This window comes from Intrasporangium sp., assembly GCF_040414665.1.
Taxonomy (GTDB): domain Bacteria; phylum Actinomycetota; class Actinomycetes; order Actinomycetales; family Dermatophilaceae; genus Intrasporangium.
On record NZ_JBEDUL010000152.1, the window covers coordinates 21037 to 35370 of the forward strand.

At 69.9% G+C, this 14334-nt stretch carries 11 protein-coding genes; 8 read left to right on the forward strand and 3 right to left on the reverse strand.

The annotated features are described in order from the left end of the window. Nucleotides 1-2 precede the first annotated feature (2 nt). Nucleotides 3-2192, reverse strand: a complete 2190-nt coding sequence (locus ABF401_RS16260; RefSeq protein ID WP_353510618.1) for an alpha-1,4-glucan--maltose-1-phosphate maltosyltransferase — start codon at nt 2190-2192, stop codon at nt 3-5. Between the two features lie 476 nt (nt 2193-2668). On the opposite strand from ABF401_RS16260, the gene glgP reads away from it, so the two are divergent. Further along, nucleotides 2669-5257: an alpha-glucan family phosphorylase gene (gene glgP, locus ABF401_RS16265; protein ID WP_353510619.1), complete on the forward strand. Its 2589-nt coding sequence runs from the start codon at nt 2669-2671 to the stop codon at nt 5255-5257. A gap of 15 nt (nt 5258-5272) precedes the next feature. Here glgP and glgX read toward each other — a convergent pair whose 3' ends face one another. Next, complete coding sequence (gene glgX / locus ABF401_RS16270) at nt 5273-7513, reverse strand: glycogen debranching protein GlgX (protein WP_502908269.1); 2241 nt, start codon at nt 7511-7513, stop codon at nt 5273-5275. Nucleotides 7514-7549: 36 nt separating this feature from the next. Between glgX and ABF401_RS16275 the strand changes: the two genes are divergently transcribed. The 5 genes from ABF401_RS16275 to ABF401_RS16295 all read left to right on the forward strand — a co-directional run bounded on the left by ABF401_RS16275 (nt 7550) and on the right by ABF401_RS16295 (nt 11288). Continuing rightward, nucleotides 7550-8062 carry a T3SS (YopN, CesT) and YbjN peptide-binding chaperone 1 gene (locus ABF401_RS16275; protein ID WP_353510621.1) on the forward strand — a complete coding sequence of 171 codons (513 nt, stop codon included), beginning with the start codon at nt 7550-7552 and terminating at the stop codon, nt 8060-8062. After that, the gene (locus ABF401_RS16280; protein ID WP_353510622.1) at nt 8062-8841 is read left to right on the forward strand and encodes an enoyl-CoA hydratase/isomerase family protein; all 780 of its coding nucleotides are present in this window, start codon (nt 8062-8064) and stop codon (nt 8839-8841) included. Before ABF401_RS16275 ends, ABF401_RS16280 begins: the two co-directional genes overlap by 1 nt. 16 nt (nt 8842-8857) lie before the next feature. Beyond that, nucleotides 8858-9175: a YqfO family protein gene (locus ABF401_RS16285; protein ID WP_353510655.1), complete on the forward strand. Its 318-nt coding sequence runs from the start codon at nt 8858-8860 to the stop codon at nt 9173-9175. 329 nt (nt 9176-9504) lie between these two features. Further along, nucleotides 9505-10296, forward strand: a complete 792-nt coding sequence (locus tag ABF401_RS16290; RefSeq protein WP_353510623.1) for an electron transfer flavoprotein subunit beta/FixA family protein — start codon at nt 9505-9507, stop codon at nt 10294-10296. A gap of 32 nt (nt 10297-10328) precedes the next feature. Beyond that, nucleotides 10329-11288 (forward strand): electron transfer flavoprotein subunit alpha/FixB family protein, encoded by a 960-nt coding sequence (locus tag ABF401_RS16295; protein ID WP_353510624.1) that lies wholly within the window; start codon nt 10329-10331, stop codon nt 11286-11288. Nucleotides 11289-11390: 102 nt separating this feature from the next. On the opposite strand, the gene ABF401_RS16300 is transcribed toward ABF401_RS16295, so the two are convergent. After that, nucleotides 11391-11849 carry a hypothetical protein gene (locus tag ABF401_RS16300; RefSeq protein ID WP_353510625.1) on the reverse strand — a complete coding sequence of 153 codons (459 nt, stop codon included), beginning with the start codon at nt 11847-11849 and terminating at the stop codon, nt 11391-11393. A gap of 172 nt (nt 11850-12021) precedes the next feature. On the opposite strand from ABF401_RS16300, the gene ABF401_RS16305 reads away from it, so the two are divergent. Together ABF401_RS16305 and mnmA are read left to right on the forward strand one after the other, a co-directional pair. Continuing rightward, complete coding sequence (locus ABF401_RS16305) at nt 12022-13209, forward strand: cysteine desulfurase family protein (protein ID WP_353510626.1); 1188 nt, start codon at nt 12022-12024, stop codon at nt 13207-13209. After that, nucleotides 13206-14309 carry a tRNA 2-thiouridine(34) synthase MnmA gene (gene mnmA / locus ABF401_RS16310; protein ID WP_353510627.1) on the forward strand — a complete coding sequence of 368 codons (1104 nt, stop codon included), beginning with the start codon at nt 13206-13208 and terminating at the stop codon, nt 14307-14309. Before ABF401_RS16305 ends, mnmA begins: the two co-directional genes overlap by 4 nt. The last annotated feature ends 25 nt before the right edge of the window (nt 14310-14334 follow it).

A 14334-nucleotide genomic window follows, 5' to 3' on the forward strand; every position in this document is an offset into this window, starting at 1 on the left:
ATTCAGTGGCTCCTCACGCTGATGATGTGAACGGGCTCCGAGTCAGGTCCGAGTCGCACGTAGTTGTCCTGTTGCCAGGTCCAGGTCTGGTTGAGGACGTGGTCGTGGGCGTCGAACGTCGACCAGGTCGCCATCCCCAGTGCCTCCATGTCGAGGTGCACCCACGTCTCCCGGGTCCCGTGCGGGTCCAGGTTCGCGACGACGATCACTGTGTCGCGGTGCCCGTCCACCATCCTGGACTTGGAGTAGACGAGGAAGCTGTCGTCGTCGGCGCGATGGAAGTGGAGGTTGCGCAGCCAACGCAACGCCGGGTGCCACGCGCGAATCTCGTTGAGCCGCTTGAGGTACCACGCCAGCGACCGGTTCTCGAGCGGACCACCCGGCTCGTACAGGTACCACTGCCGGTCCTTGAACTCGTACTTCTCGTTGTCGAGCTGCTCCTCGGCGCCCGGCCGGGCGACGTGCTCCATGAGCTCGTAGCCCGAGTAGATGCCGTACGTGGGGACCATCGTCGCCGCGAGCGCGGCCCGTAGCTTCCACGCGGTCGGGCCTCCGTACTGCATGTACGGCGTGAGGATGTCGTGCGTCGTCGGCCAGAAGGAGGGGCGCATGTAGGCAGCAGCGTCGCCGGACAGCTCGCGGCCGTACTCCTCGAGCTCCCACGCCTCGTTGCGCCACGCGAAGTAGGTGTAGCTCTGCTGGAACCCGGCCTTGGCGAGGGTGTGCATCATCGCGGGTTTGGTGAACGCCTCGGAGAGCCAGATCGTCTCCGGGTGGTCCTTGGCCACATCGGCGATGAGCCACTGCCAGAAGGGGACCGGCTTCGTATGCGGATTGTCCACACGGAAGATACGGATGCCGTGGTCGAGCCAGACCTGGATGACCCTGCGCACCTCGGCGTAGGCGCTCGCAGGGTCGTTGTCGAAGTTGAGCGGGTAGATGTCCTGGTACTTCTTCGGCGGGTTCTCCGCGTAGGCGATCGTGCCGTCCGCCCGGGTCGTGAACAGCTCCGGGTGCGTCTGCACCCACGGGTGGTCGGGCGAGGCCTGCAGGGCGAGGTCGAGCGCGACCTCGAGCCCATGGCGACCCGCCTCCGCGACGAAGAAGTCGAAGTCCTCGAAGGTGCCGAGGTCCGGGTGGATGCCGTCGTGCCCGCCGTCTGGTGACCCGATCGCATAGGGCGACCCGGGGTCGCTGGGGTCGGGGGACAGCGTGTTGTTCCGCCCCTTGCGCGCGGTCGTGCCGATCGGGTGGATCGGCGTCAGGTAGACGACGTCGAAGCCTAGGTCGGCAATGGCAGGGAGTCGCTTCGCCGCGCTCCGCAAGGTCCCCGACGTCCACTCACCCGTCTTGGGGTCCCGGTGCGCGCCTTCCGAGCGCGGGAAGATCTCGTACCACGCGCCGTAGAGGGCGCGCTCTCGCTCGACGAGGAGGGAGTACCGGGGCGAGGGCGAGACGAACTCGCGCAGCGGCATCCACGAGGCCAGCCCCATGATCTCGGGGGACGTGGCTGCCCCGAAGCGGTGTGCCGCAGGCCGGTCCCGGTTCGTCAGTGCCGCGATGCCCTTGTCGATCTCGCTCGCGTCGACGCCCATCCCACGGACCGACTCGGCGAACCGCTCGAGGACCCGCACTCCCTCGGCGCACATGAGCTCCTCGTCGACGCCCGCGCCGATCTTGATCTGGGCATCGTGGACCCACGTGGCGTAGGGGTCGGACCACCCCTCCACGCGGTACGTCCACCACCCCGTCCGGTCGGCGCGCACCGTCGCGCTCCACTCCGACAGGCCGACGTTGTCGCAGTGCATGGCGAAGTAGTGGTCCTCGCCCTCCGGGTCCGTGAGCACGGCCTGCGCATTGACTGCGTCGTGCCCTTCGCGGAAGACCTTGGCCCGGATGACGAAGTCCTCCCCGACGACCGACTTGGCCGGGCGCTGGCCGCAGTCGACGACCGGTCGGACGTCCATGACCGGGATACGTCCGATCGGGCTGGCCCCGCCCGGCATCCCCTGGATGGTCGGTGCCGTGCTGGCCGGACTTGCGGGGGCCAGATGGGTGGCTCCGGCCTCCGTGTCGTCGGTCAGGCCGACCTCGGCGACCGGTGTCGCCGAGGGCTGGGCAGTCGCATCGGTGCCACTGAGGGGCGGTTTGGCGGGCTGGTTCGGACGGGATGTCGGTGAGGAGCCAGTCACGGGATCGACCGTATCGAATGTGCGTCGGTTCTCACCCCCTCGCGCCTCGTCGAGTGCTCAGTCCGCGCCGCCCCCCTCTCGTCGAGTGTGCACTTCGCGCCGCCCCCCACCTGGTCGAGTGTGCAGTCCGCGCCGGGCGCGAACTGCACACTCGACGAAGGGGGAGGCGGTCGCGGCGCTGGCCGCGGGCGCAAACTGCACAGTCGACCTGAGGGATAGTCCAGAGGTGCGTATGCCGCTGGGCTGGCACCTCGTCGAGTGTGCACTTCGCGCTCCCCCCATTTGGTCGAGTGTGCACTCCGCGCCGGGCGCGAACTGCACACTCGACGAAGGGGGAGGCGAGGGGGCCTGCCCTTCGGGCGCGTGACCGGGCATTCCGGGCGCGAGCGAGCGCAGCGGCATACGGCGTGAGGTCTGTGAAAGGACGCTGAAACGATTGCAAGATCTTGCCGCGACCACCCGTATGCTGTCGCCTCGTGAAGGCAATCCGTCGCTTCAGTGTCCGCACCGTCCTGCCGAGCCGCATCGAGGGCCTCGGCCTCCTCGCCAGCAACCTGCGCTGGTCCTGGCACCCCGAGACAAGGGACCTGTTCGCCAGCATCGACCCGAAGGAGTGGGCCGACACCAAGGAGGATCCGGTCCGACTCCTCTCCCGTCTGTCGGCGGATGAACTGGATGCCCTCGCGGCGGACGACGAGTTCGTCGGGCGCGTGGTCGCGGCGAACGAGGACCTGCACGCGTACCTGACGCAGGAGCACTGGTACCAGGCCTGGAGCCGGGAGCAGGAGGCTGCCGGCCGCGCTGCTCCGAAGGCAATCGCCTACTTCAGCCCGGAGTTCGGCATCACGGCCGTCCTCCCGCAGTACTCCGGTGGTCTCGGCATCCTCGCTGGCGACCACCTCAAGACCGCGTCCGACCTCGGGGTGCCGATCGTCGGCGTCGGCCTGTTCTACAAGACCGGCTACTTCAAGCAGTCCCTGTCCGCGGACGGTTGGCAGCTCGAGTCCTACCCCGTGCTCGATCCCGACGGGCTGCCGCTCTCCCTCGTCCGGGAGGCCGACGGCAGCCCTGCGGTCGTCTCCATCAACCTGCCCTCCGAGCGCGTCCTGCACGCACACATCTGGCGCGCGCAGGTCGGTCGGGTGCCGCTCCTGCTGCTCGACTCCGACGTACCCGGCAACGACGAGCAGACGCGCAGGGTGACGGAGTCCCTGTACGGCGGCGGCGGGGACACCCGTCTGGAGCAGGAGCTGCTCCTCGGCGTCGGCGGCGTCCGCGCGCTGCGCATCTGGTCCCGCCTCACCGGCGCGCCGGCACCCGAGGTCTACCACACCAACGAGGGCCACGCCGGCTTCCTCGGCGTGGAGCGGATCGCCGAGCTCGTCCGCGACCATGGGCTGACGTTCGACGAGGCGCTCGAGGCGGTCCGGTCCGCGACCGTCTTCACAACGCACACGCCGGTCCCCGCAGGCATTGACCGCTTCGACGCCCACAAGATCGCGCTCTTCTTCGGCGGCGCCAACGCCGTGCCGGGCGTGCCGGTCGACCGACTGCTCGCGCTCGGCGCGGAGGACTACGAGGGCGGCCAGCCGGGCATCTTCAACATGGCGGTCATGGGGCTGCGCCTCGCCCAGCGGGCCAACGGCGTCTCGCAGCTGCACGGCCATGTGAGCCGGGAGATGTTCGAGGGCCTGTGGCCGGGCTTCGACGAGGACGAGGTGCCGATCACCAGCATCACCAACGGCGTTCACGCGCCGACGTGGGTCGACCGCAAGGTCTATGACGCGGCGCGCGCCCACCTCGGCACGGCTGATGTCGCTGGTGAGAACGCCTGGGAGCGGGTCGCGAGCGTGCCGGCCGAGGCCATCTGGCAGGTCAAGCGCGACATGCGCAGCGCCCTGGTGCAGGACGTCCGGCAGCGGGTCCGATCGTCGTGGCTCAAGCGCGGAGCCGCGCCCGCCGAGCTCGGCTGGGTCGACGACGTGCTGGACCCCGACGTGCTGACGATCGGCTTCGCCCGCCGCGTGCCGACCTACAAGCGGCTCACCCTGATGCTCAGCGACAAGGAACGGCTCAGGCGCCTCCTGCTGCACCCCGAGCGTCCGATCCAGCTCGTCATTGCCGGCAAGTCGCACCCGGCGGACGAGACGGGCAAGCGGCTCATCCGAGAGATGGTGCAGTTCGCAGACGACCCGGAGATCCGCCACCGGATCGTCTTCCTGCCCAACTACGACATCGCCATGGCCCAGCACCTCTACCCCGGCTGCGACGTCTGGCTCAACAACCCGCTCCGCCCCTTCGAGGCCTGCGGCACCTCGGGCATGAAGGCCGCCCTCAACGGCGGGCTGAACCTGTCCATCCTCGACGGCTGGTGGGACGAGTGGTTCGACGGGCACAACGGGTGGGCCATCCCCACGGCAGACGGCGTCGCGGACCCGGACCGGCGTGACGATCTCGAGGCCGCTGGTCTCTACGAGCTCATCGAGCACAACGTTGCCGCGAGCTTCTACGACCGCGACGAGGCGGGGCTGCCCCACACGTGGATCTCGATGATCACGCACACGCTCTCCACCCTCGGGCCGAAGGTTCTCGCGAGCCGCATGGTGCAGGACTACACCGAGCAGCTCTACAGCCCGGCGGCAGCCGCGGGACGCGCGCTGAACGGTCCCGACTTCGAGGGGGCTCGTGAGCTCGCCGCCTACAAGGCCCGGGTCCGCGCTGCCTGGCCGAGCGTCCGCGTCGACCATGTCGAGCCGTCCGGGTTGTCGGACTCCCCGCAGATCGGCGACGCGCTGCACGTCAGCGCCTACGTGGACCTGGGCGGCCTGTCGCCCGACGACGTCGAGGTCCAGCTCGTGCACGGGCGGGTCTCCGACGCGGACGAGCTGCGTGAGACCCTCGCGGCGCCGCTGCAGCTCGTCGAGGGCTACGACAACGGGACCTACCAGTTCGCCGGGGAGCGGAGCCTGACGCGCACCGGGTCGTTCGGGTACAACATCCGCGTCGTGCCGCAGCACCCCTCGCTCGCGTCGGCCGCCGAGCTGGGCCTGGCTCGCAACGCCTGAGCCCGCTCGAGCTTCTCAGGTGGGGTCGTGCGCGCTCCACAGGCGCATCGACGACGGTGACATCGTCACGTCGGTACCCGCCGGAACGCTGGGCCCCCGGGCGGCCGGGCGTTCCTGCGCGCTGTCCCACAACAGGTCGTATGCCGCTGAGCCGGGTGCGCTCGGCAGCGTGACCTCCGCTGCCCAGGCACTTCCGTTGACCTGGAGCAGGACCGAGCGGTGACCCTGCCAGGCACCGTTGAACAAGGCCTGGAGAGCGTCGACGGCGAGGCCGTCCCACCGTCGACCCATCTCCTTGCCGTCGCCGCCGTACCACGCGAGGTCGGTCGAACCGTCGGCATGAACCTGGCGGCCGGAGAAGAACTGCCGTTGTCGCAGGACCGGGTGGTCCCGTCGCAGCGCGACGAGGTGCCGGACGGTGTCGAGAAGGTTCTGCTGCCACTCCTCGAGCTCCCATGAGTACCAAGAGATCTCGTTGTCCTGGCAGTACGGGTTGTTGTTGCCCAGCTGGCTCCGGCCGAACTCGTCGCCTCCGTTGATCATGGGCACGCCCGTCGACAGCAGCAGGGTGCCCATGAGGTTGCGCATCGAGCGCCGTCGCGCAGCGTTGATCGACGCGTTGTCGGTCGGCCCCTCGACGCCGTGGTTCCACGACCGGTTGTCGTCGGAGCCGTCCAGCCCGCCCTGACCGTTCCCCTCGTTGTGCTTGTCGTTGTAGGACGTCAGGTCGGCCAGGGTGAAGCCGTCATGGGAGGTGACGAAGTTGACCGACGCGATGGTCCCACGGTCGAGACCGCCGAAGAGGTCCTGGGAGCCGGCAAGCCGGGTGGCGAGGTCGCGCACGCCGTGGCCGGCCTCGCCAGCGGTGGACGCCGCCAGATCGCGAAGCCAGAACGTCCGCACACTGTCCCGGAAGCGGTCGTTCCACTCCGACAGCGGTGGCGGGAACTGTCCGGTGCGCCAGCCGTGCATCCCGAGGTCCCAGGGCTCGGCAATCAGCTTGACCCGCGACAGGACCGGGTCGGTCCGCAGTGCGACGAGGAACGGGTGCGTCGGGTCATACGCCTCCTCCCGGTCCCGCGCGAGCGCCACCGCGAGGTCGAAGCGGAACCCGTCGACGTGGCACTCCTGCACCCAGTAGCGCAGCGAGTCGAGCACCATCCCGGCGACGACGGGGTGGGACAGGTCGAGGGTGTTGCCGCACCCGGTGACGTCGATGTCCTGCCCTCGAGCATCGAGCCGGTAGTAGGCGCGGGCATCGAGCCCTCGCCAGGACAGGGTCATCCGGTCCTGGGTCTGCTCGGCCGTGTGGTTGTAGACGACGTCGAGGATGACCTCGATGCCTGCCGCATGGAGCAGCTTCACCATGCCCTTGAACTCGTCGACGACCCCCTGCGGGTCGTCGGCTGCGGCATAGCCGGCGTGCGGCGCGAAGAAGCCGAGGGTGTTGTAGCCCCAGTGGTTGGTCAGCCCCCGAGCGACGAGCTCCGGCTCGTGCGTGAAGGCGTGGATCGGCAGCAGCTCGACAGCGGTGACGCCCAGGCTCTGGAGGTGGGACACGAACGCCGGATGCGCCAGACCGGCGTACGTGCCGCGGAGGTGCCTCGGAATGTCCGGATGGAGTGCAGTCGCGTTCTTCACGTGGACCTCGTAGATGACCGACTCAGTCAGTGACCGCCGAAGCGGCCGATCCGACCCCCAGTCGAACGTGTCGTCCACGACGACAGAACGCGGAAGGTATGCCGCTGAGTCCCGCGGGTCCGGCACCGTCAGGTCGCCTGCGTGGTCGGCTCCGACGTGGTGGGCGAAGAGTGAGGCGTCCAGCGTGACCTCTCCCTCGAGCGCGCGGGCGTACGGGTCGAGGAGGAGCTTGTTGGGGTTGTAGCGCTGGGCACGCCCCGGCTCCCAGGGGCCGGCGGCGCGGAAGGCATAGCGCTGGCCTGCGCGGACGCCGGGCACGCTGCCGAACCATGTGCCGTGAGCTCGGTGCTGCAACGGGACCCGCCGCTCGGACTCGCGGCCCTTGGTGTCCCGGTCGAAGAGGCAGACCTCGACCGAGGTGGCATTCAATGCGTAGACCGAGAAGACCGCGCCCCCAGTGGTGAGGTGAACGCCGTGCTCCGGCGGGACATCGGGAGATCCTGGAGGAGGCGGCACGGGGCTCAGCCTAGAGCGGGAGGGCGAGGACGCCGGGACCGAGCCGGCAGGGCGGAGCACCCTCGAGGATGGGACGGGCTGTCCGGGTGACACGTCCATGTGACTGGGACCTGTCTCGCTCGTTACGGTGGGGCCATGACCGATCCGACCTCCCTGCCCAACTTCCAGCCGCACGTGCCTGGCGGCCCTCCGAACGGCGCCGCGAAGAACGATGCCCCGGTGCGCGATCGCATCCTCGCGGTGCTCGCGGACCTGGGTCTGGAAGCCAAGGTCGACAACGACGGCGACCTCGAGTTCGTCGTCAACGAGCAGACTCTCTTCGCCAGGGTCGCGGAGGGTGAGATCCCGCTGGTCCGGTTCTTCGGCCAGTGGCAGCTGCAGGAGCCGGTCTCGCCGGACCGCAACGAGCGCCTGGCCCGCTGCAACGACATGACGCTGCAGCTCAACATCGTCAAGATGTGCCTCGTCCAGGAGAGCCTCGTCGTCTCCGCCGAGCACGTCGTCCCGGACTGGGCCGACCTCAAGCTGCTCACGCCGCTGTCGATCAACCACATCCTCCAGGCGGTCCAGTTCTTCTTCCAGTCCTGGCTGCCGAGCGATGACCAGGCCCAGCCCGGGGCCGATGGCGCGACGCAGGGCGGCCAGTGATGGGAGAGTTCGTCCGCCTCGAGGTCGAGGACGGCATCGGCACGATCCGGCTCGACCGGCCCAAGATGAACGCCCTCAACGTGCAGGTCCAGGAGGAGATCCGGGCTGCGGCTCTCGAGGCGACCGACCGGGCGGACGTGAAGGCGGTCATCGTGTGGGGCGGGGAGAGGGTCTTCGCTGCCGGGGCGGACATCAAGGAGATGCAGACGATGTCCTACACGGACATGGTCGACCGCTCCGGGCCGCTCCAGACGTCCATCACCGCCGTCGCCCGCATCCCCAAGCCGGTCATCGCCGCCATCACCGGGTATGCGCTCGGGGGCGGGTGTGAGCTCGCGCTCGCGTGTGACTTCCGCGTGGTCGCTGATGACGCGAAGCTCGGCCAGCCGGAGATCCTGCTCGGCATCATCCCCGGTGCCGGGGGCACGCAGCGGCTGGCGCGCCTGGTCGGTCCGGCCAGGGCCAAGGACATCATCTTCAGCGGCCGGTTCCTCGACGCCCAGGAGTCGCTCGCGATCGGTCTCGCGGACAAGGTCGTCCCCGCCGCCGAGGTCTACGCGGCTTCGCGGAAATGGGCCGCGCAGTTCGTCAAGGGGGCCGGCTACGCCATCCGCGCGGCCAAGGAGGCCGTCGACCGAGGCCTCGAGGTCGACCTCGAGACCGGTCTGGAGATCGAGCGGATGCTCTTCGCCGGGCTCTTCGCGACGCGGGACCGCGAGATCGGCATGGCCTCGTTCGTCGAGCAGGGACCGGGCAAGGCGCAGTTCGAAGGCAAGTGACCGGCACGTGACGGGCATGGACGTCCTCGTCTTCTACTCGCCGGTCGACTCGACCAAGGATGTCCTCGCGGCGGTGTTCGCGGCGGGTGCCGGGGCGATCGGTGACTACAGCGAGTGCGCCTGGTTCGTCGAGGGCACCGGTCAGTTCCGGCCCGGGGCAGACGCCAACCCCGCCATCGGCGCGGTGGGCAACCTCGAGCGACTGCCGGAGCACCGGGTAGAGGTCACGTTCCCGAAACCGCTGCGGCAGCAGGTGGTCGCAGCCCTCAGAGCCGCCCACCCCTACGAGGAACCGGCCTTCCACGTCATCGAGGCGGCAGACCCCGACGCCTGACCGCCTGACCCCTCGATCGAGTGGACAGCTTTGGGGGTATGCCGCTGGGCCGGGTCCACTGATCTTGTTCACTCGATCACCGGCAGAGACCAGGTTCTCTTGGCCCAAGTCGTGGAGGGCGGCAGGGCTGGGAGGAGGCGATGGGCGCACAGCGAGCTCAGCGGCATACTTCATGGTCGTTGACGTGAGCCAGCCCACGGGTGGTGAGCGTCACCCCGCGGTGGTGCTGGGTATGCGAGCGCTCAGTGACAAGATGGACGGCAGTGCCGGGGTGGACCTCCGGTCTCAGGGAACCCCGCATCACCAGCTACGGAAGAGGACGATCACCCATGAACATCGTCGTCTGTGTCAAGTACGTGCCGGACGCCCAGGCGGACCGCACGTTCAACGCAACCGACAACACGACCGACCGCGAGAACGTCGACGGCCTGCTGTCCGAGCTCGACGAGTACGCCGTCGAGGCAGCACTGAAGCTCGTCGAGGCCAGCGAGGGCGAGGTTACCGTCGTCACGGTCGGACCCGACCAGGCAGCCGATGCCATCAAGAAGGCCCTCCAGATGGGCGCCGACAAGGGCGTGCACATCAAGGACGACGCCATCCACGGCTCCGACGCGCCGGCAACGTCCCTCGTGCTCGCCGAGGCGATCAAGAAGCTGTCCGCCGACGGTCAGCCGGACCTCGTCATCACCGGCATGGCGTCGACCGACGGCACGATGGGGGTTGTCCCCACGATGCTCGCCGAGCGGCTCGGCCTGCCGGCCGTGACCTACGCGTCGGAGCTGACGGTGGACGGCGGCAAGGCCACGATCCGCCGCGATGGCGACGTCTCGACCCAGACGATCGAGGCGAGCCTCCCCGCCCTCGTGTCCGTCACCGATCAGATCAACGAGCCGCGCTACCCCTCGTTCAAGGGGATCATGGCCGCGAAGAAGAAGCCGGTCGAGACGTGGGGAATCGCCGACCTCGGCGTCGACGCGTCGCAGGTCGGTCTCGACGCCGCGTGGACGAAGGTGGCGTCCTTCGCCGCTCGCCCGCCGCGCACGCAGGGCACCATCGTCACCGACGAGGGTGACGGCGGCCAGAAGCTCGCGGCCTTCCTCGCCGAGCGCAAGTTCATCTGATCGCAGCAGCCGTTAGAAGGAGAGACATCGCAATGGCTGAAGTTCTCGTGCTCGTCGACCACGTCGACGGCAAGGTCCGCAAGACCACGTCCGAGCTGCTGACGATCGCCCGCCGCCTCGGCGAGCCGTCAGCGGTCTTCATCGGCTCCGGCTTCGACGCCGCCAAGGAGACGCTGGCGAAGTACGGCGCTGCCAAGGTCTACCGGGTCGAGTCCCCGGAGGTGCTCGAGCACCTCGTCGTGCCCCAGGCCGAGGTCCTCGCGCAGCTCGTCGGCTCCGCGTCGCCCGCGGCCGTGCTCGTCCCGGCCAACACCGAGGGCAAGGAGATCGCGGCGCGTCTGGCGGTCAAGACCGGGTCGGGCCTGATCACCGACGCGGTCGACGTGCAGGCTGGTGAGGGTGGCGGCGTCGCCACCACCCAGTCGGTCTTCGCCGGCTCCTACACGGTCGCGGCGACGGTGACCAAGGGCACGCCCATCGTGGCCGTCAAGCCGAACTCCGCTGCGCCCGAGGAGGCTCCGGCGGCGGCTGCTGACGAGGTCGTCGACTTCACGCCGTCCGACGTGGCCAAGAGTGCCCGGATCACCGAGTCCAAGGAGAAGCAGGCCACTGGCCGTCCGGAGCTGACCGAGGCGGCGATCGTCGTCTCCGGCGGCCGCGGCACCGGCGGCGACTTCTCGCCCGTCGAGGCGTTCGCCGACTCGCTCGGCGCCGCGGTGGGCGCGTCCCGCGCGGCGGTCGACGCGGGGTGGTATCCGCACACCTCGCAGGTGGGCCAGACGGGCAAGCAGGTCAGCCCGCAGCTCTATGTCGCCGCGGGCATCTCCGGTGCGATCCAGCACCGCGCCGGCATGCAGACGTCCAAGACGATCATCGCCGTCAACAAGGACAACGAGGCGCCGATCTTCGAGCTCGTCGACTTCGGGGTCGTCGGTGACCTCTTCCAGGTGCTGCCGCAGGCGACCGAGGCGATCAAGGCCACCAAGGGCTGAGGCCCGGGTTGTGCCGTCAAGGGCCCCCGACCGCTCATGGTCCGGGGCCCTTGCGCGCCTGCGGCGCACGATCATGCCGTATGCCGCTGAGCTGGGTTGCGCTCAGGCCGCGGGCTGGCCGTCGGGTCGCCTCCCGGCCGTGCGCACCCAGCTGCGCAGCTCCTCGCGGTTCCTGGCGTACGTCGTGGCGGCGGTGCCGAACGCCCACCACGGTGGCCGCAGGGTTTCGGACAGTGACCGCGTCGGCCGGTCCCCGCCCCTACGCCACTCGATCCGCCCGTTGTCGGTGACGCGGTGGACGCTGCTTCTTGAGATCGACTGGGAGACAAGGGTGTTGTAGACACGCAGGGCGTCGTTGCGGCTCAGGTCGATGCGCGCGGCCCACGCGCGGACGCCGAGGACGGCCGCGACCGTCAGGCACGCCCCGTAGACCGGGAGCTCAGGCAGGGTGACGAGCTCGAGGATGAGGCGGGCGATCAAGTACCCCACGAGCGGACTTGCCAGTGCCGCGATGACTCGGTGGCCGGCCGGCGCTCTGAGGATGCGAGGAGCGTGCCTCATGCGCCCGATCATAGGCAGGACACCAGCTCCCGCTGCGTTGTCAACGCCCGTCCAGGCCGCCAGCGCCCAGCTGGACCGGCCAGGCCGGGGGAGCGACGGTCGAGGCTCCCGGCTCGGGTCACCGCGCCGGACGTGTGACGGGGGCAGCCGGTTCCGGTCCTAGAATCGGTGGGTGACTGCCTACCTCGACCACGCGGCGACCACGCCCATGGTGCCCGCCGCCCTGGAGGCGATGACGGAGCAGCTGGCCGTCGTCGGCAACGCGTCGTCGCTGCACCGGATCGGGCGTGCGGCGCGTCGGGTGGTCGAGGAGTCGAGGGAGAAGATCGCCAAGGCCATCGGCGCACGTCCGTCCGAGGTCGTCTTCACGTCCGGCGGCACCGAGTCGGACAACCTGGCGGTCAAGGGCACCTACTGGTCGCGCCGGGACGCCGACCCCGCGCGCACGCGCCTCGTCGTCAGCTCGCTCGAGCACCATGCGGTCCTCGACTCCGTCGAGCACCTCGTCCGGCACGACGGCGCCAAGGTGACCTGGGTGGAGCCGACGAGCGACGGCTTCATCGAGCCGGACGCCGTGCGCCGGGCCATCGAACAGGATCCCGGTTCGGTCGCTCTCGTCTCGGTCATGTGGGCCAACAACGAGGTCGGCACGATCCAGGACGTCGGCGCCGTCGCCGCCGCGGCGCACGAGTACGACGTGCCGTTCCACACCGATGCCGTCCAGGCGGTCGGGCACGTGCCGGTCGACTTCGCCGCGAGCGGCGCCGACCTGTTGTCCCTGACGGCGCACAAGCTCGGTGGGCCCATCGGCGTCGGCGCGCTCGTCGCCCGGAGGAGTGTTCGCCTCGTGCCCCTGTCGCACGGCGGCGGCCAGGAGCGGCAGCTGCGGTCGGGCACGTTCGACACGCCGGCGATCAGCGGCTTCGCGGCGGCCGTCGTCGCCACCACCTTGACCCTTGACTCGGAGACCGCGCGCGTCACCGCCCTGCGCGACCGGCTGATCGAGCGGGCCACCGGCCTGGGGTTGGGCATCCGGCCCGGAGGCTACTGGCGCCCCGGGGACCACGAGCGTCGACTGCCTGGCAACGCCCACCTGCTCATCGACGGCTGCGACGGGGACTCGCTGCTCTACCTGCTCGACGCTGCCGGTGTCTCGTGCTCGACCGGATCTGCCTGCCAGGCGGGCGTTCCCCAGCCGAGCCATGTGCTCCTGGCGATGGGGATCAGCGAGAAGGACGCCCGGGGCGCCCTGCGCCTCTCCCTCGGTCACACGTCGACGGAGTCCGACGTCGACGAGGTCATCGAGGCGCTGCCCGCCGCGATCGAGCGCGCGCGCCGGGCGAGGCAGGTGACGGCATGAGGGTCGTCGCCGCGATGAGCGGAGGCGTCGATTCCGCGGTGGCAGCGGCTCGCATGCTCGATGCGGGCCACGAGGTTGTCGGCGTGCACCTGGCCCTCTCACAGAGCGCGGCGACGTTGCGGGAGTCGGCGCGGGGCTGCTGCACGATCGAGGACGCGGGAGACGCGCGACGGGTCGCCGACGTGCTCGGCATCCCGTTCTACGTGTGGGACATGGCTGAGCGCTTCAAGCGAGACGTCATCGAGGACTTCACCTCCGAGTACGCCCGGGGCCGGACGCCCAACCCGTGCCTGCGCTGCAACGAGAAGATCAAGTTCTCGGCACTGCTCGACAAGGCGGTTGCACTCGGCTTCGACGCCGTGGCGACCGGTCACTACGCCCGGATCGTCGAGGTGCGCGACGGCGCCGGGGACGTGCGTCGCGAGCTGCACCGCGCGGTCGACGCCGCGAAGGACCAGAGCTACGTCCTCGGTGTCCTCGACGAGGAGCAGCTGGCCCACGCGTTCTTCCCACTCGGGGACACGACGAAGCCGAGGATCCGCGAGGAGGCGGCGGCGCGCGGCTTCTACGTGGCGAACAAGCCGGACAGCCATGACATCTGCTTCATTCCCGACGGCGACACCCGAGCCTGGCTCGGCCGGGCCCTCGGCGAGGAGCCGGGCGACATCGTCGACGCCGACGGGTCCGTCCTGGGCAGCCACTCCGGCGCCTTCGCCTACACGGTCGGCCAGCGCAAGGGCCTACGGTTGACGCGCCCGGCAGCGGACGGTCAGGCACGCTATGTCGTCGAGGTCCGGCCGGAGCGCAACCAGGTGGTCGTCGGGACCGCCGACCTGCTCGGCATCAACGCGCTCACCGGTGACCACGCGCGCTGGTGCGGCCCAGCGCCAGAGGGTGTCATCCGGGTCGGTGCCCAGGTCCGCGCCCATGGGGAGGAGCTCCCGGCCACCGCCTGGGCGCACGGGGACCGGGTGGAGGTGCGCCTCGACGAGCGGACCCGTGGAGTGGCACCCGGCCAGTCGGTCGTCCTCTACGACGGCACCCGCGTCGTCGGGTCGGCGACCATCGCAGCGTCCCGCCTCGAGCGCGTCGACGCCTGACGGGTGCGCTGCCCGCCGTCGCGCG